We start from the raw sequence: 26223 nt of genomic DNA on the forward strand, positions 1-26223 counted from the left end.
ACTTTTAAAATCAAAAATACAAAACAAATTTTAACAGTTTTAACTAAAATCCTAATAATCCTTTTCAGAAAACGCCACAGAGGACAATACCTTTTTTTTATTACTAATCTCAACTCTTACAAGCTTATAAGAATTTCCTGATTTAAAAAAAAACTATTTTTTTAGCCTTTTCAAAAATTCGGTAAAACAAACCTATCAAAACTAAGTTTAGATTCAACACAGATACAATAGAGAATACTCTCAAATTAATATATTTGTAAAAAATAAATTCGACCACTCAAATTTAAAACAATTAACAACCCTCAATCAAGCAAATGAAAAACCAATATACAGTCGGAAGTTTATACGCAGGTGTTGGCGGCATTTGTCTAGGTTTTGAAAATGCAGGTTTTAAATTAGAATGGGCGAATGAATTTGACAAAAAAGCTTGCGTTACCTACAGAAATAACTTCGAACATACTCTTATCGAAGGCGATGTAATGCAACTTGAGGCAAAAGATCTCCATAAAATTGACATTCTTACTGCTGGATTTCCGTGCCAGCCCTTTTCTCTTGCTGGCCATAGAAAAGGTTTTAAAGACAGTAGAGGAAATCATTTCTTTAAAATATTAGATTTTATTGACGAAATGCGACCAAAAGTAGTATTTCTTGAAAATGTCAAAAACCTAAAAGGCCACGACAAAGGAAACACCATGAAAGTAATTCAGCGAGAAATAAAAAAACGCAATTATACTTTTGACAGCGCTATCTTAAACACAAAAGATTTCGGAAACATTCCGCACAATCGAGAACGAATTTTCATGGTTGCGTTTGACAAAGATTTCGTCAAAAAAGGTTTTAAATTCAATTTTCCCGAAAAAGAAGAATTAACCAAAAAAGTTACCGATTTAATCACAAAAGAAAAAGTCGATAAAAAATTCTATTACACCGAAGACAAATACATGTACAACATGCTGAAAGAATCTGTTGTGAGAAAAGATAGAATTTATCAGTTCAGAAGGCAATATGTACGAGAAAATAAGAAAGAAGTTTGTCCCACGTTAACCGCAAATATGGGAACTGGCGGTCACAATGTTCCCATTATCACAACTGAATTTGGTTTTAGAAAATTAACGCCAAGAGAGTGTTTTCGTTTTCAAGGCTTTCCTGATCATTATAAATTGCCTAAAATTTCAAATTCCAGCCTTTACAAACAAGCTGGAAACTCAGTAAGCATGCCTGTTATAGAAAGACTTGCCACCGAAATATTCAAATGCATTGAGAAGGCTGAAACCACACAATTAAAAGCCGAAAAAATTTAAATACTTAAAAGCATAATTGTTCCTTCTATTTTTGCCAAGCAAACTTCCAGATTTTTTTCAATTTCTTTACTCCAGAACCTCAAAATAGTCCAATTTTCAGAAACCAGAAAAGCATTGACTTCTTCATCTCGCTGTATATTTCTTTCAATTTTCGGAATCCAATATTCGCGATTCGTTTTAATTCTCAGCTGCTCCGTTTCCCAATCTTTTCCATGAAAAAACTCGCTATCGACAAAAATGGCGATTTTATATTTGGCAAAAGTAAGATCAGGCCTTCCAAATACCTTTTTATTATTTTTTCGATATCTGTGACCTAATTTCCATAACGCTTTAGCAAGCCTTACTTCGCCTTTTGTAGCAGTACTTTTTATCGCCTGCATAGTTTTCCTCCTCTGTTCTGGAGTTAATCTATCCATCTGAAGATTAAATTTGTTTTGGATGGATAAAGTTAAGGGATTTTAGGAAAAGTGAAATTTAATTTTTGATGCGGAAAATTTCATTTTTCACACTTACAAAGTGTCAAAAAACAAAAAAGCCTTTACATTTCTGTAAAGGCTTTGTGTTTCTAAAAGAGTGGTCCCACCTGTAATACAAAGTCACAAAAACAAAAACCCAAATAACTCACTATCAATAAGGTAAAAAACAAAAAAATCAAACATTGGCATATTTTGTTTTACACTTGTTTTACACTACATTTGATTTTAAACAATATGATATGAAAATCACTTATAAACCCTGTGTCAAAAAAAAATATCCAAAAGACCCCCTTGGAATTCTTCAAATAAGAAGAACAGAAAACAGAAAATCCACTTATTTCTCTTTGGGAGTTTCAATGAAGGTAAAAGATTTATTAAAAAGTGGTTCGATCAGTACTACCCATTCAGATCATAAAGAACTTAATTTAAAAATTGAGGGAAAAATTATTGAGTTAAGAAAAAAAGATTTCCCTGATGAAGCAATCAATACTGATGTAAATAATGAGACGGTTTCTTTTATTCAGTTTTTCAAAAATCAATTAGAATATTATAACAAAAGAAACGAGATTGGAACATACAAAGTTCATCTCACTAGTTTTAAACACCTAACAGCTTATTTAGACAAAATCAATAAGAAAGACCTTCATTTTAGCGAATTAACAACTTCTTTTATCAGAGATTTTGAAACCAATTTAATAGAAAAACAAATATCAGTAAACACCCGTATAAAGTATATAAAAAAAATAAAAAATGTTTACAACAAAGGAGTTGAATTTGACAAATTTGTTCCAAGTAAAGACCCTTTTCTTTCTTTAAAAATAAAATCTGCACCAGTTAATAAAAAAACTCTTGGCAAAAAGGATATCGAAATACTTTTGAGAAGTGCAATTGAAAAAAAAGACCCTCTTTATAATTGTAAAAATTATTTCATTTTTCAAATTTTTGCACAAGGAATTAGGGTAAGTGATTTAATGACTTTAAGATGGGAAAATCTGATAACAGGTGAGATTGTATTTCACCAGTTCAAAACTAAAAAACCACATAAAATTCCATTAAACTTCATAATACTATTAAGATTAACGGATTATTTTTTGAATGGCGAGAAAATTTTAAATAATAAATTTGATTTTACCATAAACAATATTGAATATAACTTGAATTATAGAGAAATAGAGAAACACTATCAAAAATTACAAAAAGAAAACATTTTTCAATTCCTGTTTTTAAGTGAATCAACAAAACCAGAAGACAAACAAAAATTAACCGAATTGGAAGATTATTTAAATAAATGGTTGAAAGTAATAAGTGAAATTAAATTTAAACTGAGAACTGCCCTTATTATTGAAATTGTGAATTTTGCGAAAGTAAATTCTAATAAATTTATTTTCCCTATTCTTGACAATAAAATATTTGAGAATGTTAAATTTAATTCTGAAAAAAACACTCTTTCAAAATACCAATACAATCAAATGTCCTCAAAAACTGCTTATTACAACAAACAATTAAAAAAATTACAAGAGAAATGCGGTTTAAATATTGTCTTTACGAGTCATTTGGCAAGACATTCCTATACGGGTTTAATGATTGAAACTACAAACAAAGATATTTATACAATTTCAAAAAATTTAGGGCATAGTAGTTTATCAATGACAGAACACTATGTTGATGAATTTTTATATCAAAGAATTGAGGAAAGTAATGAGAGCATGAATGATGGTTTTTTGACGATTTATTAAAATAAAATTGTATTTAAAAAATAAATCATTAAAAATCCTTAATTGATTGACAAAGCTAATATGTCAAACGATAAGAAAGAAATTTTATCAATTTAATTTGCTGAATAATAGTTTTTTGTGTTTTTATTTATTGAAAAGTGGGAACAATTGTAAAAAAAGTGGGAATATTAATTTTGAAATAATTTTAAAAGGCTATTACTGTTTTGTAGTGGCTTTTTTTGTGTTAAAAAATATAATTGCATATAAATATGTTTCAAGGTATCACAAGTATTTTGAAATTATGTGTACTGAATATGGGGAGTTGATTTATGATGTGTATTAAAATTATCTACTAAATAGTTTTCATTTTGCGTGAAAAAATATATAATAATAGTTAAGTTTGTGAATTAGAAAAAAATAATTATGAGTTTAAAATTAATATTAGAAAAATTAGACCTAATTGAAAAGGATGGGTTATTTTATATTTCTGATATTGAAGCAGATACGTTCGGTGTTTTTACAAATAGAGTTAAAGAATCTTTGCTTAAAATAAAGCCAGATGCCTTTTTTTGTATTAATAATGAGCCTTTAATTTTATTTTTTGAAAATCCAGAAAATTTAGAGATACTACAAAAACAAATTTGGAATTTTAATCAATCCCCAGCCATTATTATTAAACAAAATAATCAATGGGTTGTTAAAAACGGTTTTAGATTACTTGAAGGAAATAAAGAATTAGAAAATTTAGCTGACTCAAATAATATTTCAGATTTTGAGTATTTTAAAATTATTACAGGAGAGACTTGGGAGAAGTATAAGTCTAGATTTGAAAATAAAAATAGGGTTGATTATTTTTTATTAAAGAACATTGAGGATGCAAGAAATATACTTACTTCACCAAGTAAAGGAAATTTACATTCTAAAATCGCAAATTCTTTAATAGGTAGAGTTATTTTTACTAGGTATTTAATAGATCGAAAAGTAGAACTTAAAAAATATAAAATTTTGCAAAAAGAGGATTTTTACAATCTTCTTTCAGAAAAAGGAAAAGCATATAGTTTTTTTAAACAAGTTAGAAATGATTTTAATGGGAATCTATTTCCTTTGCAATATGATATTGATAATGTAACAATTCAAGAAGATGATTTTGTAAATGATTCTCACTTAGAATTAATTATTAGTTTGCTGAAAGGTGATAATTTAAATAATGGCGTTACTCAGGTTTCATTATTTGATATATATGACTTTTCAATTATTCCAATAGAATTTATTAGTAATGTTTATGAGAAATTCATTGGGGTTGAAAATCAAGCAAAGCAAGGAGCATATTACACTCCGCTTTTTTTGGTAGATTATATCCAACAGCAAACAATAACAAAATATTTTCACAAGAATTCTACCACATATAATTGTAAAGTTTTAGATCCTGCCTGTGGTTCAGGAATTTTTTTGGTGGAAAGTTTGAGACAAATTATTACTCAGTATCAAAAACTCAATCCTAATTTTCATACTGATGAATCCTATGATAGTTATAAAAATATTTTAAAAAAACTACTTCAAGACAATATATTTGGTATTGATAAAGATGAAAATGCCATAAGTGTAGCTATTTTTTCCTTGTATATAACTCTACTAGATTACTTAACACCAAGAAGTATTGTCGGTTTTAAGTTTCCTGTTTTAATAGGCTCTAATTTCTTTGTTGATGATTTTTTTAATATAAATGGGGATCATGAGATTATTTTAAAAAACAACTTTTTTCAGTTTGTTCTAGGAAATCCACCTTGGGCAACTAAGCATAATAAGGAAAAACAATTATTTGAAAGATATATTGAAAATAGAAAAATTGAAGAAGACAGTAACCTAGAAATAGTTCACAGAGAGATAGCAGAAGCCTTTCTTGTGAGAGTTAGTGATTTCAATTTTTCTGAAACGGCGTTTATAGTAACAAGTAAAATTTTATACAAGCTTGAAAAAAATGGAGTTTTTAGAAATTATTTTTTAAATAAGTTTAAAATTAATCAAGTGTTTGAATTGTCTTCTGTAAGACATCAAATTTTTGATAAATCAAATGACAAGGCAGTTGCTCCGGCAACAATTATATTTTATAGTAAATCAAATAATGTTGAAGAAAGTAGAAAGAATATTATAAAACATATATCATTAAAGCCTAATTTGTTTTTTGAAACCTTTAAATTAATAGTTATTGAAAAATATGATTGCAAAGAACTATTACAGAGTTATTTTATAGATGAAGACTGGATATGGAAAACTTTGGTTTATGGTAATATTTTAGACTATTACTTAATTACTAGATTAAGAAAAGATTTTAAAAATATAAAATCTATTACATCAGATAAGTCCAAGTTTATAAAAGGGCAAGGATTGAAATTTAATGATGCGAATAAAAAAACAAATACTAAACAATTTACAAATTATAAATTCTTAGGCTCCTTAGAAAAGAAAATCAATCAAAAAGGAGAGACAAGAGATGCTTTTACAGACTATAAAACTTTTTTAAGACCATTTTATACTAAAATAAATTTAGAAAATTGGGATGGTAGAGATGTTGGGTATTTTCCTGAGGATGCGACAATATTTAATGCTCCTTCTTTATTAATAACCGAGGGAACTACAAATGTTTTTAAAGCTGTAAGTTCTATATTATATGAAGATGCATTGTTTAAAAGTTCTTTAACTGCAATTAAAGCTATTGAAGCTGATGGAATAAAACAATTAAAATCAATTTCTGGAATATTGAATTCCTCGTTTTTTGCCTACTTTATTATTCAAAATGGTTCGTCTACTGGAATTGAGAGAGAACAAACACATGATGAAGAAAAATGGGAAGTGCCTTATGTTATAAGCGAGAAACTTGTTAGAGAAGTTAGCAAAGTTGAAAAAATTTCTGCTGATTTTTTTACAAATTTCATGCAAGACAATTTTTTGAAAAGTGAATTGGAAAAAGGAAAAATAAAAATAGAGGAAGAACTTTATAATTTATTTGATCTTTCAAAACAAGAAGAAAATCTAATAGATTATACTAATACGATTACTATCCCATTACTCAAAGGTAAAGAAGTTGAAAGAAAAAAAGTGATAAGTAAAATACCTTTTAAAGGGGGTATACTTGAAGATTATGCACAAGTATTTATTAATCATTTTGGGAAAAGATTTAACTCTGATAATAAATATTTCGAAGTAGAGATATTACATTCTAATCATACAATTATGATAAAATTTAAAGTAATTTCAGAACCTTCAAAAGAAAAAAATAATATCCTTTGGAAAAAAGAAAACGACAAAGAATTATTAAAGTTTATTTCAAAACTTAGTTTTGAAAATTTAAGTTATAATCTATTTATGCAAAAAGATGTAAAAGGGTTTGAAGATGATTTCTTTTATATTGCAAAACCAAATCAATTTAAGTCTTGGCATACTGCTTTGGCCTACTTAGATTTATCTGAATTTATCGATGCATTACATAACTCAAAAGTATAAAAGATGAGTAAAATTAATGCATCAAAATTTTTATTTTCATTTGATTACAAGGAAAGGGATTTGAAATTTATTTTAAATTCTGTTTACAAATGCTATTTGAAAATTATGTTATCAAATATTTTAGTCAATAATAATGAAAATGATATTAGAGATATATTTATTTCTGACGAATACCTTGATAATTACGCATTAAAAAAAGAACTTGACATTGTTGAATTTAAATTTGATAAAGAAATTCAAACAGAAACGGGTAGGGTTGATATTAGGGTGCTTAATATGGTAAAAACAATGAAGGGAGATTTTAATCCTTATTATTATATTGAATGTAAAAGAATTAAAGGAGATAAAACCTATAATGATTATTATATTGATAATGGTATAAGTAGATTTATTGATGAAAAATATCATACTTATCAAGAAGCAAATGCAATGATGGGTTTTGTTGTAAAACAAATTGATATTAAAACAAATTCAAACTACTTTAATGATTTGTCTCATCAAAATTTCATTGATGATTATGATTATACTTATGTGTCAAGGCATCTGACAAAATCAAGTAAAAAAATAATATTATATCATCTAATGTTAGATTTTTCAAGTAAAATAATCTCAGCTCCTAATTGAGGAATCTAGTTTGTTATAAAATAAAAAAAAATGATAATATCCATTTTTTAAATGTTCTGTTTATAAAAAACAATAGATTATACATTTAACCAAATAAGAAGCCACTCAACAAAGTGGCTTCTTATTTTAGCATTATATGCTTCTTGCTTGCTATGATTGTAATATTTTTCTAATCTTAACAATTGTATTGTTTGACAAATTGGTAATAGATGCGAGCTTTCTAATTGAATAATTTCCATCTTTGATTAATTCCAAATGTGATTGATTGTACTTCGACAAAAACTGCTCTGTTGTTTCATTTGTGTTCATTTGACGCCCTTTATAAGTTCCTTTTGCTTTCGCTATTAAAATTCCTTCTTTTTGTCTTTCCAATAAAGAACTTCTTTCCATTTCAGCAACATTACTTAAAACATCAGTAATCATTTTAAATATAGAATTAGGTTTGTTTTCAATCATAGAATATAAACCAATGTTTTCTACATATACATTAATGTTGAGATTGTTTAACGTATTTAAGGTGGTTTGAATGTCATAAGCATTACGCCCTAATCTATCAATAGAATGAACGTGTAAAGTTTCCACTTTTTTGGCTGATATATCGTTCAATAATTTAATTGCGCTGGGACGCTCGTTAAATGGAATAGAACCGGAGCATTTATCAATATAAGTTTTGTGTGTAGTGTTTTCTTGTCTTAAAGTTGATTGCTCGATTGTACTGGTCCTAATATATTTTGCGATTTTCATTATTCTTTGTTTTTTGATTGAAACAAAGATAAGGAGCCTTCTTAATTGTACCTAATTTAAGGTGGTTGTTTTTGATACAATATAAACTCAGTAAAATGGAATTAAGTTACGCCTTAATTGTAACCTGATATGAGTATAGTTTAATTTTAATACAAGAAGGAAATTCGGAGTAACATTGTAGTTTATTGTTTCAAACTCCCATTAAGTCAATTACCTAAATCCACTGTATTAACTATTAAGAATTTATTTTTATTTTAACCCAATCTCTGATTTATATGCATATCATAATTATTTGTAGGCGCAATTTTAAATTCCTTTTATCGCGGACACCGTGAAATCATCATGATGTTCAAGACAAACAAAATAGTCTTTATCTTTAAACTTACTGATATAATTATCTAAAAGTAAATAAATAGCAGTATTTCTCTGTAATGCAAACCCATTATGAGCTTCTGGTCCTGAATTTATTGATTTATCTATCATTTTCCAATTTTGCTGATTTAGAATGTCTGCTAACTACATATACTTGATAAAATTTTACATATCTAATCTAAGTAAAGTTTATGCACGAATTTTTATAGTGATTTATTTTCAAATATATAGGAAAAATATTTAATAAACCCGAAGTATAAAAACAAATAACATTTCTCAAAACATCTAAATTATAATAATAGATATTGAAACACTAAAAATCACTTTGAGGTAAAAAGAGAAGATTTTTTTAGTGAGAAGTTAGGGCGTAATATTAAGTAAGCTACTCAAAGATTCAAATTTTCATTTTCAAATCTAAACAGCCATGATGTTTCAACATCTAAGCCCTTAGCCAAGGATTTAATTGTACATATTGTTGGATTTATAGTACCTCTCTCGATTCTAGTAATCTGAGGTAATGAAACTTCTGCTAAGTTTGCTAGCTCCTCTTGGGAGATACCTTTTTCTTCTCTCACCTTTTTTAGATGTTTTCCGAATCGTATTAGATATTCTGTATCCTTGGTATATATCAAAATTTTACAAACTATGATTAAGAATGTAAAATTCCTCTAATTATCGACCATTTATCTAATCATGTATGATTAGTTAAAGAAGCTTTTTTATATATTTGTTGATGAAATTCTTACAAACCAATTAAAAAAGCTGTTAAATGCTAAATCATCACTAATATGAAAACTTATCTATCACCAATGAGAACTATTATTTTATTCCTATTTATGAGCAGTATTGGATATGCTCAGACGCCATCTTTTCCCAATGCGCAACAGCAGGAAGTCAATAATGAAGAAAACGTATCAGAAGAATACACAGAATCTGAATTTCTAGGAGAAGAAGAAATTAACCAAATAGAATCAAGGAAAAATCTGGGTATGATAAAGACTGAAAACGGATGGGAAGCTATCAATAACAACGCAAGAACTTCAAGCAACAATAAAACAGTTATCAATAGAAAACAGTTTATTGGCAACTATACAGTAAAAATCAATATTGACGGAATGAATTCTATTTTTTACACTAATGTAAGCATTGTAAAAGGTAAACTACAATTTATTATAAATGAAGGAGGGTCGATAAACTCTTATTACGAAGAGACATCCGCAAAAGAGGTTCAAAACAACATTCAATACGATTTTAAGGCTCATGATTTAGATAACGGCAACAGTCGTACATATCATTTTAAGAAAAAAAACAATCGTTTTGAGCTAAAATTCAATTATTAGCACAAAAACCTATTCATTGATTTCATCTTAAAAAAAGTGCCAATCATAAAACTTAAAGAGCAAATACTATTATATTTTTTTAGAGTATGCAACAACACAATAGACTGTTAGTAGTAATACTAATGCTAATTTCTATTTGCCTATATATAAGCTTAAATCCTCTTAAATCAGGAATCGTGGAAATTATTGATAAAAAGACGAAACATGAAATTAATCGAGAAATATTTGTTGACAGTTATGCTGTAAAAGTGAACAAGGATGGTTCAAGTCCAACTTTCTGTATTAATGTTAAGGCAATAAAAGGTAGATTATATTTTAATGTAAACGAAGGAGGTACAAAAGAATTCAATTATGACGAAACATCAGTAAAAGAAATTACGAAAAATTTAGAGTATCACTTTGAGGCTATTGATACAGATAGCGGAAACAATCGAATATATTGTTTTAAGAAAAAAGGAAATCGATTTGAACTGAAATTTAATCATTAGAATTCATATTTGGAGTTCAGAAACCAAAATAAAAACGGGGTGTAATCGAAAAACCAAAAGAGTAGAAAACAATTATTAAAAAAACATGAAAATATTAAAAATTTTATCAGCAGTGATATTTACTATTCTTTTATTTTCTTGCGGAAGAAAAGACAATGATAAAGAAGAAAAAAATGGAAATAAAAAAATGAAAAATCTTGTCGAGAATTGTAATTGTTCAGAGCTTAGTGATGAAGATGAATGGGACATTGGAAGTTTAGAAAACCCATACATTATTAAAGGAGTAACAAAAAAAGATAGTAAAGAAATATTCACCGGAGTTTGTATAATAAAGGATCAACATGACACTATAATTAGAAAAAACACATATAAAAATGGTTGGTTAGTTCACGCAATAGTAAAAGAAAAGACCGGTAATGAATATACAATCGTTAAAGATATTGACTACGAAAACGGAGAGCCCAACACTTATAAGTATATAAAAACTGAAAAAAACAATAGCGCTAACTTTATTTTTATTAAAAACTACAAAGAATGCAAAAACAAGAAGGGAATTATAGATTACAGCATCACAATATTCGCTAATGAAACTTACAGTTTAACAGTAACCATGCACTATATGAATGGAAAAGAGTTCTCTCATAAAAATCCTTCTTCACAACCTATGTGTATGCCAAATTCTTTCAAAACTATTGATGGTGGTTGGAAATTAGATAGACTTTCTCAGGATAAACTTTATAAAATTTTAGATGGTCTAAAAAAAGAATTTCCAAATTTTAATTATTGGAAAAATTAAAGATAAAATATCTATAAAAAAGCGGGATGATTTTCCCGCTTTTTTTATGAATTCATAATTGTATAAAAACAAGTAAAAAAATGATAGATGATTTATGTCATTCTCTTTGGTCAGAAAGAAAAGAAAAATAAACTAAATTTTAACATTTCTCAAAAACACCTCAACTATAAAGATATACCTCAACACTAAAAATCACTTTATTGAGGTGCAATATTTCCAAATTTTTCTTTGTTTTTTTCAAAGATTCTTCATTATATCTTTGCCAAAGAAATCAAAAACAACAACTCTGAATAATCATTTAGAGCTTTAATATTCAAATAATTAGAATTCTATTTTTTAAAAATTCGCATTATGCGAGGCAGGATTTCTATGCTTAAAAATCAGTACTAAATTAAAAATATAAAATATACAAAAAATGAAAGAAATGAAAAAAAGAGCTTTCAAATACATCAAATGGACTTGCAGAACTACAATGATTAATGAAACAATGGTTTAGAATAATTTAGTTAAGTTGGAGTCGTACAAAATGGGGGACAAATAGAACAATTAAAAATAAAAAACAAAACTAACAAATAATAATTATGGCAAATTGGGCACAAAATTCAGTAACTTTTCAGGGAACAGAAAGTAAGATAAAAGAGATTAATACTCTTTTTGAAAAAATGATTAAAGACGGTAAGCAGACAGGTGAAGGGCAACTTCCTCTTTTTGTCAGAGATGATGATGGTTATTTTTTTAATATCATCATAGACAAAAAAGAAGACGAAAGTATAGAACTAAATTATGAAACAAGATGGGCTCCAAACGTGGAAGTCTTAATTGAAATTGCAAATCATTTCAATCTTGATTTTGAAGTTTCATATCACGAATTATGTATGAGTATTTTTGGAAAAGCAACATATATAACAGGAAATTCAAAGGCAGACATCATTGAATTAAATAATGATGATTTTGATAAATTTGAGTTTTTAGAGGACTCTGGTAACTGTTTGTATAATAATAAGGAATGGGAATACTGTGAAATGTTGGAATTCCTTCTTGATGAAAAATCAGGCAACATTATAAATTAAAGAGTAATATAACTTTATTTTGAATATGTAGTTTATAATTCTTAAACATGGATAATATTTTTAACAATTTATCATTTGAAGATAATAGAAGAAAGAACAGAAATATAAAACTGAAAAGTTTTATAAAATGAAAAGCGATTTGATATTAGTCAAATCGCTTTTTTATTTGTTATGGCTTGAATAGAGCGCTTTTGGGACGTTATTTTGTAAAACATACAATACCACTTTTAGATCATAATTTGTGCTTTTTGGGAGAGAATTTTGAATTATGCATTATAAAAAAGAAATCTCAAAATCTATATTTTCATATTTCCTTTTACAGTAATCTAGTATTTCATAAGCTTCTCTATCTCTTACTATCAAACAATCGTGAATAGGTAAAGCGAAATCACTTGGGATGTTTTCAAGTAAATCATCAATCCATATTTTACTTTCTTCTCTCTGTAAATAAGAACAAACATCTTTGTAATTTTTGATTTTTAGATTTGCTATAAATTTTGAAACTACTGGGAACAGAAGATGAATTTTATTATTCGGAACATAACCACTTGAATTTAAGAAAAACATAAATAATTTCTGAGCTTTTTTTCTACTACCTACATTTAACTCTTGATCTAAATAACAGTAAAAATCATCTTCAAAAGCTTCTTCGTAATTTTTATCTACAATGCCATTTTCTTTCAAAATATTTAAAAGGAGTTTTGGCTGAGAACATTTTGCGTCTATAATTGCATATCCTTTATTTTTTAAATCTTTTTTATAAATTCGTATTACAGGATGATGTACTCGCCTTCCAAAAGTATCTCTTGAAATCTTTCCTTCATAACCAAGTTCAGTCATTGAATTTTCGATTATGGAATACCATCTATATTTCCTTCTGTTCTCAAAATCTATATCTTCAATAATTCCTTTTGTAATGTCAATTAGGAATTTGTATTTCATACAAATTCCCCTTGATACATTGTAATATTTCTTTTCTATACTTTCAAATAATAATTGAGGATGTTGTTCTATTCTAGTATACGGTTTTATAATCTTTGCTTCTTGTAAAGCGTTTAGGGTTCTTTTGTAGCGTTTATTTATCTTTTCCAAATAAGTGGATGGAACAGGGAAATATCCGTGTTTATTTTGTCTTTTAGACATTGAGGTCAATGCAATGTAAATTTTATAACCGTTTTTCTGTGCGGTTTTATTTCCTATTTTAGAAATACAATTAATGACTTCTTGGGGGAGTATAACTTTCATAATAATAAATTTTTCTATTATTTATATAAAAGCGATGTCATTTTGTTTCCACTTATTTATTAGAAACTAACTATTAAATTTAAATGAGCAAGTAAGTTGTATTTTTTTTATATTGTATCATCTTATTGTTGCTCGCTTTTTAAACTTCTTGAAACTTCAATATAAATACTTTATGGTGTAGATGAGATCAACAAAAAAAATGGCAAAAAACATTCTTTTTTTTGTTGATCTCAGTTTAATCTTTCAAGTTTTATTTTTAAAATGTCTATTTGAATTATACACCGCAACTTTTCTTTCTTTTTCACATCGGTTTCTAACTGTAACTTTTCTTTGTTTATAGCGACCTTATCTTTCAAGTTTTTAATTTTGTGATAGTTAATCATTCATCTTTTCTAATTTTTCTATTAGAATTACTTCCATCAAGTTAAACAGAGTATGTTCGTTATAAAGATGTAAATTTTTATACTTGACTATTTCAGTAACCTGTTTTTTCAGTTCTCTTTGAATTTTAGACTTTGATACATTTAGAATTTGTCGCATTGTTTCAATATCATAATACTTCCTATTTTCTTTCATTAAGAATGTTACCATCTGCTTGTATCTTATATTTTTTTACTAATGAAAGATATTGAGTAATCAGGTCATCTATACTTTCACCATCATTTTTCACTGTTTCTTTTTTGTCTTGAACCTCGTCATTTTCTTCATCACCGTAATTCATTATTTCGTCATATTCATCACTGATATCTTTACGATAATTAGTTTCTTCTTCTGGAAGCTCTTGAATTTCTTTGTCGTATTTCTCAACAATAAACTTAATGAAACTGGTGTGTAATCTTTTTTTCATTTTCTGTATTTATTTTTTTGTGAGTTGATTTAGTTCAACCTTAAATTATATATAAAACTGAAAATGTATCTTTTTTAAGAAGATGGATTTTTTATAGTTACGTGCCAATTTTGCATGTATATGTCAACACAAGTAATTACAAAACGGAAAATAGTAGCTGACTTACAAAGTTGACCAGAAAAGATAAGTCGAGGATTGTTTTACACTTTGTTTTACACCTTAAAAACAAAAAACACTTTAACTTGTTGTTTTACAACTTGTTAAAGTGTTTATTAAAGTGGTCCCACCTGGGCTCGAACCAGGGACCACCTGATTATGAGTCAGGTGCTCTAACCAGCTGAGCTATAGGACCGGTTTAGAGGATGCAATATTACTACTATTTTTCATTCACTCCAAATATTTTAAGACATCATTTGTATTTTATTTTAAATCTTTTTTTGAATCTCAAAAACGAAATTGATTTTCAACGTCTTATTCAAAAATTAAAATGACATTTTTTTATTTAATTTCTTGACAAAGCTCAACCAAAACACCATTTGTGTTCTTTGGATGAAGAAAAACGACCAATTTATTATCGGCTCCCTTCTTCGGAACTTCATTAATTAAGACAAAACCTTCACTTTTTAAACGTACAATTTCAGCTTCGATATCATCAACATCAAAAGCAATGTGATGGATACCCTCTCCTTTTTTCTCCAAAAACTTTGCTATCGGACTTTCAGGGCTTGTTGCGACCAAAAGTTCGATTTTGTTATTTCCAGTCTGAAAGAAAGAAGTCAATACACCTTCGCTTTCTACAGCTTCCATTTTATAAGACGGAACGCCAAGCATTTTTTCGAACAAAACATTCGCATCGTCCATGTTTTTTACCGCAATCCCGATATGTTCTATTTTGTTTACCATCTCTTCAAATTTATTGATTTGTGTATGTTCTAAAATAACCGCATTCTGCAATTACATCCTGATAATATTTAGTATCCGAATAATCTTTTCTTAAGGCTTTGAATGAATTCCAGGCAATAAAATTAACTTTATCATCTTGAATTTCCCAATAACTATTTACCGCGCTGTATTTTTTATTGTAATAATCATTTCTTTCGCATTTCGAAATCAAATACAAACATTTTGCTTTTTGTTCTTTGTTCGAAGCTGCCTCAAATGCTTTTTGGTAATACATTTTAGAAACCGAATTATTTGTAATCATTTCTTTCATCGAATCTCTAAATGAATACGGACTTGAACCATAACCTACAATGCTCATTTCATAAAAAGTTCTTCCGTTTCCAAAATGAGAAATATTGTAAAACGCATTTCCTAGCAAAAGGCTGTTCGTATAAACATCTTCTTTCTGCGCTAATTTATCTTGCATAGATTTTATTGTCGTCAAGAAATCCATGTAAGTATATTTCTTTTTCTGATATGCCGCATGTTCACAATCGTGGCAATCTTTTATATTCCCGTTAAACGGATTTCCTAAGAATTTAACATACTGAACAGAATCTGTTTGTTGCATAAATGCAATCGCTTCTGGAATTTTGTTTTTGAAAGTCGCTTGAACCGCCTGAAAGTTATTAATGTCTTTCAATTTCAGACTATAAATTCCTGCACCAATTTTCTCAATTTCAGATTTATTAGATTTTTCTAAAAAGCCTTTTATTGCAAGCAGATTTTTTTCATTGTCATAATATGCATTTCCATCGTTCCAATAACTATAGCGTGATTCTCCATAAATTTCTGCCATAACCTGATCTCCTTTTTCTTTATACAAATGCGACAAATAACTTCTGCTCCATGAAGAAGCATTTTGATAACGAAATGTGTCTCCTTTATAATTTTTAGGAAGTTCATAATACAGCCAATTCAAATCGGCTAGAATGGTTTTCTCATTTTTATCTGTCAGTTTATCGATCTTACTTAAATTATTTACAAAACGCAATAAGCGAAGTTGCATTCCTGCCAATTCTGTTTTCGGAAGCGTTTTTTCAGCTTTACTGTAATTTTTATCTGCATTTGCATAATCGCCTTTTAGCGTTTGAAGATATCCAATTGCAATATCCCACAAATATGGCTTTTCAGTATTTCCAGCAGCAGAAATTTTAGCTATCAAATCAACAGCGCTATTGTCTACTTTTGTTTTATTTTCTGCTTTATTTTCGGCAACAGTCTGCGGTTTCGGTTTCTGATTTTCTCCTTGCCCATCGACCTGAAACGAATTATTTATTTTTTGTTCTAGCGAATTAACCAATCTTGTCCCTAAATAATTTAGATGTTCGCTTTTTGGATCCAATTCGTAGATTTTTTCAATGGCTTGTTTTTCATCTTTATAATATCCGTGAATTGCCCACAGCGCCGCTTTTTCTTTATTATTTTTTGCCATTGCCAAAGCCTTAGTCCAATCTGACTGATTTTTTGGCTTAAAACTATAAGCTGTAACCACTCTTAATTCTGGACATTTATCAAAAACTTGAGCGTATAAATAATTCGAAGTCGCAAATTTTTTCTGCTTATAATTAATTCCAGCAACATATGCCAAAGCGCGATAATACAAAGTATTTTTAGCAACTGAGCTTTCTGTTTTATTAAAAAAATCAATTGCTTTTTGTTTGTCGTTACTATAGAAACGAGCTTTCATGGTCAAGAACCAATATCTGTTTTTCAAAAACGGATCCGACAAAGTATTATACACATTTTCTATGGACTGAATCATTTTGGCATCATTGAAAGTTTTTGCCACAACAGGATCATAACTCCAATAATCTTCACCAATTGAAACCGTTTCTATCTTTTGGGCTAAATACAGAAATTCGACAAAGTTCTTCACTTTCTCATCTTTCAGATTAAGCTTTTTGCCCCATTTTTGCGTGCTTTTATTTTCCTTTTTCGTTTTATAATAAACATGCAAGTCTTCTATTTCTTCTTTGTTTTTGATGGTATTTTTGCCATCAGAATAATATCTTGGCTTTTCATCTCCAATTAAAAAATAATTGACCGTTGTCGTATCAACTTTTCCTTTTAAATAATCTGCCCAATCTGATTTTATATTTTTATTAAAACGAGAATTGTGTTGAGTATCAAAACCAATTCCGTAGAAAATTCCACCCGACAAAAACAAAGGTGAATACGATTTATCAGCAAAAGTTTCTGGAGTAAAATTTGAATTGTAAGAACCTAAATAATCCCAATCTCCATCTGCGCAGGCGTATATAATTCCGAATGCAGAAAGCAAAACGGCACTAGAAGCAAGAAATAATCTGCTTAAAAGTATTTTTTTCATAATTGTTTAAATTGAATTCGTCTAAATCGTAAAATATAATTTCGTTTGGCTTTTCAACAAGATGATCTTGCAAATCTTCTGCCATTTCTTTTAAATCTTCTGGTTTTATTTCTTCTATTTTCAAGAGATCATTTTCTTCATAAAAAACTCCATTTTTATAATTGGATTGTTTTACTCTGAAAAAAATCGGACTTGTTTTTTCAAAATTGGAATCTTTCTCTAGTTGGCTGCTATTCATTTTAGAACGAAGCCCAATTACTTTGTTATTTCTTATATGAACTCCCCACGAATAAATTGGAAACGCAAAATCTAAATGTAGCGGATATCTTTTTAAACTTTTAAGATATTTTTCTGCCACTTTCCTATCATAAATAGAATTTAGAGAATCGGGCGCAATTGATCCCATATTATAATACATCAAAACTCCAGAATCGACATTTGGAATTTTTGTCTTTTTGAAGTATTTCACTTGATGCAATCGAATCGTCGCAGAAAGTTTCTTTTTCGAAAGCTTTTTAAAAACCTCAATAAATTTCAGGTAATTCTCTTTGCTTTTTAAAGTCCAATCGCAGTCAATTTGAATTTCCTGACACTCAATTTTGTTTTTAATATTGATTTGCTCGATAAAACCAAACGTTTTTTGAGCCAAATCGTTTACATCCAAATTGGGTTGCAACATGACTTTGTTCTGAATAAAAACAACCGGAACAATTTTATATACTTTGGGATTTTCTTCAAAACGAACAGGACTTATCGGAATTGGAAAATTTGATTCTGGATGAAGCCCAATGTCAAAATATCGTATATAAAGTTTTTGAACATTGTTATTGATTAATGCTTCTTTTTCTGTTTTTGAAAATTTGAAAATTGTTTTCCAGTAATAAAAAGAGATTACTGGCTTTTCACTTTTAGTGCATGACAGCATTAAAAAGAGAAACGAAACTAAAAAAAAACGCTTAAACAAAACTTTAGATAATTATATTTTAGAGCAAAAGTAAGAAATTATATCGCCTTAAAGCGTTTGAAACCCTAAAAACTTAGAAGGAATCTAAAAGTGCCAAATCCTAATAAATGGCTAAAAAATTTCGATTAAAGCAAATATAATCGTTATTTTGTGCAATCAAATTGAAAAACCATTATGTTGAAAAACACTCTAAAATACATTGCATTTATAATTTTAATCTCAATGATAAGCTGTGCCAAACGAGGCAGCATTACCGGCGGTTTAAAAGATACATTGCCACCTGTTTTAATATCGAGCATTCCTAAAAATTTTTCAACCGATTTTAAAGGAAATACTATCACTTTAAATTTTGACGAATATGTCAAACTTAAAAACACAAACAAACAGCTAATTATTTCTCCTCCTTTAAAAAATGAGCCGTTAATCACTCCTACGAATGTTAGTAAGTTTATAAAGATTCAAATTCGAGATACTTTACAGCCAAACACGACTTATAGTTTCAATTTCGGACAAGCAATTACGGATAATAATGAAGGGAATCCTTTAAATCAGTTTAAATATGTTTTCTCTACTGGACCTTATATTGATTCCTTAAAACTGAGCGGAAGAATTAAAGATTCTTACGGAAAATATGTCGACAATTTCGTTTCTGTAATGTTATACGAAGTAAATGACAAATTCAAAGATTCTACTATTTACAAAGAATTTCCTCGTTACATAACTAACACTCTGGACAGCATGCGAACTTTTCAGTTTGAAAATTTAAAAGAAGGAAAATATCTTTTAGTAGCATTAAAAGACAAAGGATCGAACAACAAATTTAATCCGAAAGATGATAAAATCGGATTTTTGAAAAATTACATTACCATTCCGACAGATTCTGTTTATGACTTAGAATTGTTTAAAGAAACATTGCCTCTAAAAGTTTTCAAACCTATTCAGGCTTCAGGAAATCGCCTATATCTTCCTTATGAAGGAAAACAGAATTTCAAGAATTCGAAACCCAAAGTTGTTCTTAAAAACGGCAATGAGGTTCTGGAAACTATTATAACGCAATTCCCTAAAAAAGACTCGCTTCAAGTTTGGTACAAACCTATAAAAGTAGATTCTTTATCGATGGAAGTTGAAAAAGGAAGTTATAATAAAAAGTTTTCTTTCAAGATTAAAGCTTTGAAAAAAGATACTTTAAATATTAAAGCACTACAAAATGGGCAGATTAATTTTAGAGAACGTTTTACTTTAGAAACCGAAACGCCACTGGTAAAATTTGACAAATCTAAAATTACATTAATAAACAAAGACTCTATTGCTGTTCCTTATACAACAGAATATGATGAATTTGACCAGAAACTTTACATTGATTTCAAAAAAGAGCCTTTAGACAAATATAGTTTCACTTTCTTGCCAGGTGCTTTGACCGATTTCTATGAAAAATCAAACGATACTTTGTCTTATAAACTAAGTACAAAAGAATATGCCGATTACGGAAATATTATTTTGACTCTTAAAAATGTAAAACGTTTTCCTATAATTGTCGAATTGACCAATAAAAAAGGAGACGTTGTTTTGGCAGAAGGGTATTCTGAAGGTGCAACTACATTAGAATTCAATCTACTGCAACCAGATGTATTTACTGTTCGCGTTATTTACGATGACAACAAAAACAAGCAATATGATACAGGTAGTTTCTTAGAAAAGAAATATGCCGAAGAAGTATTTTACAATCAGGAGGAATTTGATGTCCGCGCCAATTGGGATCGGAACGAAACAATTGACCTGAGCATTCCGTTTAATCCAGCAGTCGAGAAAAAAGAAGACGATAAAAAGAAAAAAGAAGCAGAAAAGAAACGGAAAGCTTTCTAGAGTTTAATTTCAAACTGATCTTTATCGCTTAAAAAGTCTAATTTTTTACGCGTTTCATACATGGTGTTTTTGTCTAATTCAATGACAAAAACACCATTTTTTTCTTGCGGTTCTAAAACATAATTTCCTAAGAAATCTATCGCCTGCGAATGCCCAGTATGTTCATAATTGTGAGCATCATTACCAATTCTATTTACTCCAACTACATACGAAAGATTTTCTATAGCGCGGGCTTTTAGCAAAGCATCCCAAGCATTGGTGCGCACTTTTGGCCAATTGGCAACATATAAAATGAGATCGTAATTTTCTACATTTCGTGCAAAAACAGGAAATCTCAAATCATAACAAATCTGAAGGCATATTTTCCAGTCTAGATAATCGACAATAACTTTTTGATTTCCGCACGTATAAACCTTGTCTTCGCCTGCGAGCGAAAACGAATGTCGCTTATCGTAATATTGAAATTCGCCTGACGGAAAAACAAAAATCATACGATTGTAATATTTTTCATTTTCTGTAATGACAACACTTCCTGCAACAGCTGCATTTTTTTGTTTTGCTTTCAATTTCATCCATTCAATCGTGTCTCCCTGCATCGTTTCCGCAACTTCAGAAGCATTCATTGTAAATCCGGTCGAAAACATTTCAGGAAGCACAATTAGATTTACCTCCGATTGAATTTCATTGATTTTTGAATCAAAGTTTTCTCGGTTTTTACTGGCATTCTGCCAAAAAAGATCGGTTTGGATTAAAGCAATTTTCATTTTTAAATAATATGAAAGTCAAAAAACGATTTGAAATTAGATTACAACCAAACTCGGAACAGCACTTTTATAGGCCGCTAATTTGCCACTTGTTGGCTCTTCTTCTGTAATAACATAATTTACCTCAGACAAACTTGCAATTTTCATTTTAAGAACCGTATTTAGCTTTTCAGTAATGGTTAAAACTGCTGTTTTTTTAGAAGCTTGAATCATTGCCTTTTTTACCTGAACCGTTTCCCAGTCAGAATCAGAATAACCTCCGTCTACATCTAAAGCATTTGTTCCTAAAACCAATAAATCGGCCTTTATATTGGCTAATTGATGAAAAGCTTCTCCACTTACACACATTTGACTGTAAGAAGAAATACTGCCGCCAATCATGATTGTTTTTATATTGGGTTTATCTAAAAGCTGAACTGCTGTTAAGGCTGTAATAGTAAAAACAGTCAAATTAAGATCGTTTGGTATTAATCGGATGAATTCGCGAATCGTGGTTCCTCCATCAACAATTAAAACCATTCCGTCATGAAGAAGTCCAACAGCTTTTTGCGCAATAACTTGTTTAGCTTCTACAGCATAAGTTTGATTGGAAGAAGAATAGTGATATCCTTTGGTCATTGCTCCTCCTTTTACTTTAATCAAAAGCGAATCGGCATCAAGCTCATTAATATCACGGCGAACAGTATCTTCAGAAACTCCAAGTTTTGCCGAAAGAGTTTCAAAACTCACACGTGTATGCAAGTTAATCTCTTTTAAAATATGATTTTTACGTTCTTCCTTACTGTAATTTAAAACTTCATTTTCAGTGCTCATGCCATTTAATTTTTTCTACTTACAAAAGTAAGAATTTAAATGTAGCCTACGAAGTCGTTAAACCTTAAAAAAGGACTTCACAAGGTCATAGTATTTGTTTAAATAACAAATTAAAAACAAAATAACAACACAGCTTCATAATCTAAACCAACAAAAAAACGCATCCAAATTAATGAATGCGTTTTTTCAAATATACTAAATTGTATTCTTTATCCTTTTAAACTTGCTGCTAAATACTCACGGTTCATACGTGCAATATTTTCAAGCGAGATTCCTTTTGGACATTCGATTTCACAAGCTCCAGTATTTGTACAGTTACCGAAACCTTCTAAATCCATTTGGTGAACCATGTGTAAAACACGATCTGTTGCCTCAACTTTACCTTGTGGCAATAATGCATATTGAGAAACTTTTGCAGAAACGAATAACATTGCTGAAGAGTTTTTACAAGTTGCAACACAAGCTCCACAACCAATACAAGCAGCAGCATCAAATGATTTATCTGCATCGTCTTTTGGAACTGGAATAGTATTCGCGTCGATTGTATTTCCTGAAGTATTTACAGAGATAAATCCTCCTGCGTGTTGAATTCTGTCAAAAGAACTTCTATCAACCACTAAATCTTTAATTACTGGGAAAGCTTTTGCTCTAAATGGCTCGATAAAAATTGTATCGCCATCTTTAAACATACGCATGTGTAACTGACAAGTTGTAACTCCTCTATCTGGTCCGTGCGCTTCACCGTTGATGAATAAAGAACACATTCCGCAGATTCCCTCACGACAATCGTGGTCAAATGCTACAGGCTCATCTCCTTTGTTGATTAGATCTTCGTTAAGAACATCTAGCATTTCAAGGAAAGACATGTCTGGTTCGATTCCATCGATAGGATATTCTACAATCCCTCCTTTATCTTGAGCGTTTTTTTGACGCCATATTTTTAATGTAAGTTTCATACCTTTTTCGTTTGAAAGTCATAAAGTCGAAAGTCGCAAGTCGCTCGGCACATTTTGCCTTTTGACTTTAAGACTTTGGGCTTTCGACCAAATTCTTATTTATAACTTCTTTGAACTAATTTAATGTTTTCGTAATTAAGAGGTTCTTTGTGTAATACCGCGTCACTTGGTTTTCCTTTGTATTCCCAAGCTGCAACGTATGCAAAGTTTTCGTCGTCACGAAGTGCTTCTCCTTCTTCTGTCTGGTATTCTTCACGGAAGTGACCTCCACAAGATTCGTTACGGTGTAGAGCATCTTTCGCGAACAATTCTCCTAATTCTAAGAAATCGGCAACACGAGTTGCTTTTTCTAATTCCTGATTAAATTCGTTAGCGTTTCCAGGAACTTTTACATCTTTATAAAATTCTTCACGTAAAGCAGCAATTTCTTCGATAGCTTCAGTTAAACCTTTAGCATTACGAGCCATACCAACTTTATTCCACATAATTTTTCCAAGTTTTTTATGGAAATAATCTACAGAATGTTTACCGTTGTTATTGATAAATTTCTCGATTTGATCTTTTACAGCTTTTTCAGCTTCAACGAATTCTGGCAAGTCTGTAGAAATTTCACCCATTTTAATATCTGGAGCTAAATAATCTCCGATAGTGTATGGCAATACGAAATATCCATCAGCTAAACCTTGCATCAAAGCAGAAGCTCCAAGTCTGTTTGCTCCGTGATCAGAGAAGTTAGATTCTCCAATTGAGAAACATCCAGGAATTGTAGTCATTAAGTTATAATCAACCCAAGTTCCACCCATTGTGTAGTGAACCGCTGGATAAATCATCATTGGTGTTGTGTAAGGATCTTCATCGACGATTTTGTAATACATTTGGAATAAGTTTCCGTATTTACTTTTCACGATTGCAGCTCCTAATTTAGTTACCAAAGCAGCATCTTTATCATCTAAACCTTTTACATAAGCATCTTCAGTTCCGTAACGTTTAATTGCCGCTGCAAAATCTAAGTAAACTGCTTCTCCAGTTTTATTAACTCCAAAACCAGCGTCACATCTTTCTTTAGCTGCACGAGACGCAACGTCACGAGGTACTAAGTTACCAAATGCAGGGTATCTTCTTTCTAAGAAATAATCTCTTTGATCTTCAGATAAATCAGTTGCTTTTTTCTTTCCTTCACGGATAGCTTTTGCATCTTCAAGATTTTTTGGAACCCAAATACGACCGTCATTACGTAAAGACTCAGACATCAAAGTCAGTTTTGACTGGTGGTCTCCTGAAACCGGAATACATGTTGGGTGAATTTGTGTGTAACAAGGATTTGCGAAAAACGCTCCTTTTTTATGAATTTTCCAAGCTGCTGTTGCGTTACTTCCCATAGCATTTGTCGAAAGGAAAAATACGTTTCCGTATCCTCCAGAACCAATTACTACCGCGTGAGCAGAATGTCTTTCTATTTCTCCAGTGATTAAGTTACGAGCAATAATACCTCTCGCTTTTCCGTTCACGATTACAATGTCAAGCATTTCGTGACGGTTGTACATTTTAATTTTTCCACGACCAATCTGACGGTTCATTGCAGAATAAGCTCCTAGCAATAATTGTTGTCCAGTTTGTCCTTGTGCGTAAAATGTACGAGAAACCAAAGTTCCTCCAAAAGAACGGTTATCTAAAAGTCCGCCGTATTCACGAGCCAATGGCACTCCTTGAGCCACACATTGGTCAATAATATTACCTGAAACTTCAGCCAAACGATAAACGTTTGCCTCACGAGCACGGTAATCACCACCTTTTACAGTATCATAAAACAATCTGTAAATAGAGTCACCGTCTCCTTTATAGTTTTTTGCTGCGTTGATACCTCCTTGTGCCGCAATAGAGTGCGCACGACGTGGAGAATCTTGGAAGCAGAATGCTTTTACGTTATATCCTAACTCAGCCAAAGTAGCCGCAGCCGAACCTCCAGCTAAACCTGTACCAACTACGATAATGTCTAGATTACGTTTGTTAGCAGGGTTTACTAAATTAATATGATCTTTATAATTTGTCCATTTGTCCGCAATAGGACCATTTGGAATTTTTGAATCTAATGCCATTATAATTGATATTAATTATTGAAATGATGAAATAAAGCGATAATTACGAAAAGCGCTGGAACTACAACTGCAAACCAGTAACCTACTTTTGATAAAAATCTAGAGTATTTGTTGTGCATCCCTACAGATTGAAGAGAAGATGCAAACCCGTGCCATAAGTGAAATCCTAAAAGAATAAAAGACACACAGTACAATGCTGTACGGATTGGATCGTGAAATTTGTGAACCAACTCACCATAATACCTTGTAGCATCTGGTGCTGTACCTGCAATATATTTGTAGGTAACTTCAGGAAACCAGAAATCGTAGAAGTGCAATCCTAAGAAAGCTAAAATAACCAATCCAGAAATAATCATATTTCTAGAACTCCAAGAAGCGTTTGCGGCTCCGTTGTATTTAGCATAAGCAATTGGTCTTGCTGCGCTGTTTTGTGCTGTAAGTACAAATCCCATTACGAAGTGGAAAATTACTCCAAATGCCAAAACTGGCTGCATTACATACTGAATCAGCGGATTGTATCCCATAAAGTGAGAAGCTTCATTGAAAACATCTTCACTAAGAATAGAAATAAAATTTAAGGAAACATGCAGCGCTAAAAACGTGATTAAGAATATTCCCGAAAGAGCCATAGCCACTTTCTTTAAGATGGAAGCATTCAACTGTGCAGATTGTGCCATAAGTGTTAAGTAGTTTGTTTTAAAAAATTACACAAAAATAATTCAATTACGAAAGAACTACAACCATTTCGCTGTTATTTATAATGATTTTAAAATAGCACAATTCTACGTATTTTTACGTACAAAAATGAAGCTGCTAAAAAATAATTCACTATAGAAACTCTAAAAAACTGTTTTTTAAGCCTTAGGCCGAAAATTGGTTCTTAAGCAGATTACGAAAAATTTATCATATTGTTATTTTATTCAAAGTTTTGATTTATTTTCTTCAAAAGTGTTCTTCTACAGAAATTTTGTCTA

At 29.9% G+C, this 26223-nt stretch carries 23 protein-coding genes and 1 tRNA gene; 9 read left to right on the plus strand and 15 right to left on the minus strand.

The window, feature by feature from the left end; genetic code table 11:
• The first annotated feature begins 314 nt into the window (after positions 1-314).
• Entirely contained in the window at positions 315-1301 is a 987-nt protein-coding gene (dcm, locus tag AC1Q5Z_RS07605) for a DNA (cytosine-5-)-methyltransferase (protein ID WP_492444206.1), read from the plus strand.
• On the opposite strand, the gene AC1Q5Z_RS07610 is transcribed toward dcm, so the two are convergent.
• Positions 1298-1717, minus strand: coding sequence for a very short patch repair endonuclease (locus AC1Q5Z_RS07610; RefSeq protein ID WP_198855380.1), 420 nt, complete (start codon positions 1715-1717; stop codon positions 1298-1300). The two genes, dcm and AC1Q5Z_RS07610, sit on opposite strands and share 4 nt — an antisense overlap.
• Before the next feature lie 299 nt (positions 1718-2016).
• Between AC1Q5Z_RS07610 and AC1Q5Z_RS07615 the strand changes: the two genes are divergently transcribed.
• The 3 genes from AC1Q5Z_RS07615 (at position 2017) to AC1Q5Z_RS07625 (ending at position 7617) form a co-directional block, all read left to right on the plus strand.
• Positions 2017-3513, plus strand: a complete 1497-nt coding sequence (locus tag AC1Q5Z_RS07615; protein WP_492444208.1) for a tyrosine-type recombinase/integrase — start codon at positions 2017-2019, stop codon at positions 3511-3513.
• Between the two features lie 402 nt (positions 3514-3915).
• Complete coding sequence (locus AC1Q5Z_RS07620; RefSeq protein ID WP_492444210.1) at positions 3916-6993, plus strand: N-6 DNA methylase; 3078 nt, start codon at positions 3916-3918, stop codon at positions 6991-6993.
• A 3-nt stretch (positions 6994-6996) separates the two neighbouring features.
• The gene (locus tag AC1Q5Z_RS07625; RefSeq protein ID WP_492444211.1) at positions 6997-7617 is read left to right on the plus strand and encodes a hypothetical protein; all 621 of its coding nucleotides are present in this window, start codon (positions 6997-6999) and stop codon (positions 7615-7617) included.
• A gap of 150 nt (positions 7618-7767) precedes the next feature.
• Here AC1Q5Z_RS07625 and AC1Q5Z_RS07630 read toward each other — a convergent pair whose 3' ends face one another.
• From AC1Q5Z_RS07630 to AC1Q5Z_RS07640, 3 genes are all read right to left on the minus strand, one after another.
• Positions 7768-8361 (minus strand): recombinase family protein, encoded by a 594-nt coding sequence (locus AC1Q5Z_RS07630; protein ID WP_492444213.1) that lies wholly within the window; start codon positions 8359-8361, stop codon positions 7768-7770.
• A 306-nt stretch (positions 8362-8667) separates the two neighbouring features.
• Positions 8668-8844, minus strand: coding sequence for a hypothetical protein (locus AC1Q5Z_RS07635; RefSeq protein ID WP_492444214.1), 177 nt, complete (start codon positions 8842-8844; stop codon positions 8668-8670).
• Between the two features lie 275 nt (positions 8845-9119).
• On the minus strand, positions 9120-9365 hold the full coding sequence (locus AC1Q5Z_RS07640) for a helix-turn-helix domain-containing protein (RefSeq protein WP_492444216.1): 246 nt from the start codon (positions 9363-9365) through the stop codon (positions 9120-9122).
• 156 nt (positions 9366-9521) lie between these two features.
• On the opposite strand from AC1Q5Z_RS07640, the gene AC1Q5Z_RS07645 reads away from it, so the two are divergent.
• From AC1Q5Z_RS07645 to AC1Q5Z_RS07660, 4 genes are all read left to right on the plus strand, one after another.
• The gene (locus AC1Q5Z_RS07645) at positions 9522-10073 is read left to right on the plus strand and encodes a hypothetical protein (protein WP_492444218.1); all 552 of its coding nucleotides are present in this window, start codon (positions 9522-9524) and stop codon (positions 10071-10073) included.
• Positions 10074-10249: 176 nt separating this feature from the next.
• On the plus strand, positions 10250-10561 hold the full coding sequence (locus AC1Q5Z_RS07650) for a hypothetical protein (protein WP_492444219.1): 312 nt from the start codon (positions 10250-10252) through the stop codon (positions 10559-10561).
• An 85-nt stretch (positions 10562-10646) separates the two neighbouring features.
• Entirely contained in the window at positions 10647-11357 is a 711-nt protein-coding gene (locus tag AC1Q5Z_RS07655; protein ID WP_492444221.1) for a hypothetical protein, read from the plus strand.
• Between the two features lie 581 nt (positions 11358-11938).
• The gene (locus tag AC1Q5Z_RS07660) at positions 11939-12427 is read left to right on the plus strand and encodes a DUF1281 family ferredoxin-like fold protein (protein WP_492444222.1); all 489 of its coding nucleotides are present in this window, start codon (positions 11939-11941) and stop codon (positions 12425-12427) included.
• A 273-nt stretch (positions 12428-12700) separates the two neighbouring features.
• Here the strand turns inward: AC1Q5Z_RS07660 and AC1Q5Z_RS07665 are convergent, their stop codons facing one another.
• The 6 genes from AC1Q5Z_RS07665 to AC1Q5Z_RS07690 form a co-directional block, all read right to left on the minus strand.
• Entirely contained in the window at positions 12701-13672 is a 972-nt protein-coding gene (locus AC1Q5Z_RS07665; RefSeq protein ID WP_492444223.1) for a hypothetical protein, read from the minus strand.
• 562 nt (positions 13673-14234) lie between these two features.
• A complete protein-coding gene (locus AC1Q5Z_RS07670; RefSeq protein ID WP_492444224.1) occupies positions 14235-14519 on the minus strand; it encodes a hypothetical protein in 285 nt (94 codons plus the stop codon).
• A 278-nt stretch (positions 14520-14797) separates the two neighbouring features.
• Positions 14798-14871, minus strand: a tRNA-Ile gene (locus AC1Q5Z_RS07675).
• A 146-nt stretch (positions 14872-15017) separates the two neighbouring features.
• Positions 15018-15422: a methylmalonyl-CoA epimerase gene (gene mce / locus AC1Q5Z_RS07680; protein WP_492444225.1), complete on the minus strand. Its 405-nt coding sequence runs from the start codon at positions 15420-15422 to the stop codon at positions 15018-15020.
• A 10-nt stretch (positions 15423-15432) separates the two neighbouring features.
• Positions 15433-17793, minus strand: coding sequence for a hypothetical protein (locus AC1Q5Z_RS07685; RefSeq protein WP_492444227.1), 2361 nt, complete (start codon positions 17791-17793; stop codon positions 15433-15435).
• Positions 17753-18757 (minus strand): hypothetical protein, encoded by a 1005-nt coding sequence (locus AC1Q5Z_RS07690; RefSeq protein WP_492444229.1) that lies wholly within the window; start codon positions 18755-18757, stop codon positions 17753-17755. The genes AC1Q5Z_RS07685 and AC1Q5Z_RS07690 overlap by 41 nt, the downstream gene beginning before the upstream one ends.
• A gap of 174 nt (positions 18758-18931) precedes the next feature.
• Here AC1Q5Z_RS07690 and AC1Q5Z_RS07695 point away from each other — a divergent pair, with 174 nt between their 5' ends.
• Positions 18932-20620: an Ig-like domain-containing domain gene (locus AC1Q5Z_RS07695; RefSeq protein ID WP_278020237.1), complete on the plus strand. Its 1689-nt coding sequence runs from the start codon at positions 18932-18934 to the stop codon at positions 20618-20620.
• Here the strand turns inward: AC1Q5Z_RS07695 and AC1Q5Z_RS07700 are convergent.
• The 5 genes from AC1Q5Z_RS07700 to AC1Q5Z_RS07720 form a co-directional block, all read right to left on the minus strand.
• Positions 20617-21384 carry an amidohydrolase gene (locus tag AC1Q5Z_RS07700; RefSeq protein WP_343585127.1) on the minus strand — a complete coding sequence of 256 codons (768 nt, stop codon included), beginning with the start codon at positions 21382-21384 and terminating at the stop codon, positions 20617-20619. The genes AC1Q5Z_RS07695 and AC1Q5Z_RS07700 overlap by 4 nt on opposite strands.
• 36 nt (positions 21385-21420) lie before the next feature.
• Positions 21421-22197, minus strand: coding sequence for a DeoR/GlpR family DNA-binding transcription regulator (locus AC1Q5Z_RS07705; protein ID WP_286965224.1), 777 nt, complete (start codon positions 22195-22197; stop codon positions 21421-21423).
• 209 nt (positions 22198-22406) lie between these two features.
• Positions 22407-23153: a succinate dehydrogenase/fumarate reductase iron-sulfur subunit gene (locus AC1Q5Z_RS07710; RefSeq protein WP_144217078.1), complete on the minus strand. Its 747-nt coding sequence runs from the start codon at positions 23151-23153 to the stop codon at positions 22407-22409.
• A 95-nt stretch (positions 23154-23248) separates the two neighbouring features.
• On the minus strand, positions 23249-25249 hold the full coding sequence (locus tag AC1Q5Z_RS07715; protein ID WP_198855362.1) for a fumarate reductase/succinate dehydrogenase flavoprotein subunit: 2001 nt from the start codon (positions 25247-25249) through the stop codon (positions 23249-23251).
• An 11-nt stretch (positions 25250-25260) separates the two neighbouring features.
• Entirely contained in the window at positions 25261-25926 is a 666-nt protein-coding gene (locus AC1Q5Z_RS07720; RefSeq protein ID WP_198855361.1) for a succinate dehydrogenase cytochrome b subunit, read from the minus strand.
• Positions 25927-26223 lie beyond the last annotated feature (297 nt).

The sequence above is a fragment of the Flavobacterium sp. GW823-FHT06G12 genome (genome assembly GCF_058794775.1).

Bases quoted from the DNA above. Each gene is read 5' to 3' on its own strand.
- AC1Q5Z_RS07645 (WP_492444218.1), top strand. From the start codon at position 9,522: ATGAAAACTTATCTATCACCAATGAGAACTATTATTTTATTCCTATTT.
- AC1Q5Z_RS07655 (WP_492444221.1), top strand. From the start codon at position 10,647: ATGAAAATATTAAAAATTTTATCAGCAGTGATATTTACTATTCTTTTA.
- AC1Q5Z_RS07710 (WP_144217078.1), bottom strand. From the start codon at position 23,153: ATGAAACTTACATTAAAAATATGGCGTCAAAAAAACGCTCAAGATAAA.
- dcm (WP_492444206.1), top strand. From the start codon at position 315: ATGAAAAACCAATATACAGTCGGAAGTTTATACGCAGGTGTTGGCGGC.
- AC1Q5Z_RS07705 (WP_286965224.1), bottom strand. From the start codon at position 22,197: ATGAGCACTGAAAATGAAGTTTTAAATTACAGTAAGGAAGAACGTAAA.
- AC1Q5Z_RS07630 (WP_492444213.1), bottom strand. From the start codon at position 8,361: ATGAAAATCGCAAAATATATTAGGACCAGTACAATCGAGCAATCAACT.
- AC1Q5Z_RS07625 (WP_492444211.1), top strand. From the start codon at position 6,997: ATGAGTAAAATTAATGCATCAAAATTTTTATTTTCATTTGATTACAAG.
- AC1Q5Z_RS07695 (WP_278020237.1), top strand. From the start codon at position 18,932: ATGTTGAAAAACACTCTAAAATACATTGCATTTATAATTTTAATCTCA.
- AC1Q5Z_RS07665 (WP_492444223.1), bottom strand. From the start codon at position 13,672: ATGAAAGTTATACTCCCCCAAGAAGTCATTAATTGTATTTCTAAAATA.
- AC1Q5Z_RS07670 (WP_492444224.1), bottom strand. From the start codon at position 14,519: ATGAAAAAAAGATTACACACCAGTTTCATTAAGTTTATTGTTGAGAAA.
- AC1Q5Z_RS07620 (WP_492444210.1), top strand. From the start codon at position 3,916: ATGAGTTTAAAATTAATATTAGAAAAATTAGACCTAATTGAAAAGGAT.
- AC1Q5Z_RS07615 (WP_492444208.1), top strand. From the start codon at position 2,017: ATGAAAATCACTTATAAACCCTGTGTCAAAAAAAAATATCCAAAAGAC.
- AC1Q5Z_RS07700 (WP_343585127.1), bottom strand. From the start codon at position 21,384: ATGAAAATTGCTTTAATCCAAACCGATCTTTTTTGGCAGAATGCCAGT.
- AC1Q5Z_RS07660 (WP_492444222.1), top strand. From the start codon at position 11,939: ATGGCAAATTGGGCACAAAATTCAGTAACTTTTCAGGGAACAGAAAGT.
- AC1Q5Z_RS07720 (WP_198855361.1), bottom strand. From the start codon at position 25,926: ATGGCACAATCTGCACAGTTGAATGCTTCCATCTTAAAGAAAGTGGCT.
- AC1Q5Z_RS07610 (WP_198855380.1), bottom strand. From the start codon at position 1,717: ATGGATAGATTAACTCCAGAACAGAGGAGGAAAACTATGCAGGCGATA.
- AC1Q5Z_RS07715 (WP_198855362.1), bottom strand. From the start codon at position 25,249: ATGGCATTAGATTCAAAAATTCCAAATGGTCCTATTGCGGACAAATGG.
- mce (WP_492444225.1), bottom strand. From the start codon at position 15,422: ATGGTAAACAAAATAGAACATATCGGGATTGCGGTAAAAAACATGGAC.
- AC1Q5Z_RS07685 (WP_492444227.1), bottom strand. From the start codon at position 17,793: ATGAAAAAAATACTTTTAAGCAGATTATTTCTTGCTTCTAGTGCCGTT.
- AC1Q5Z_RS07635 (WP_492444214.1), bottom strand. From the start codon at position 8,844: ATGATAGATAAATCAATAAATTCAGGACCAGAAGCTCATAATGGGTTT.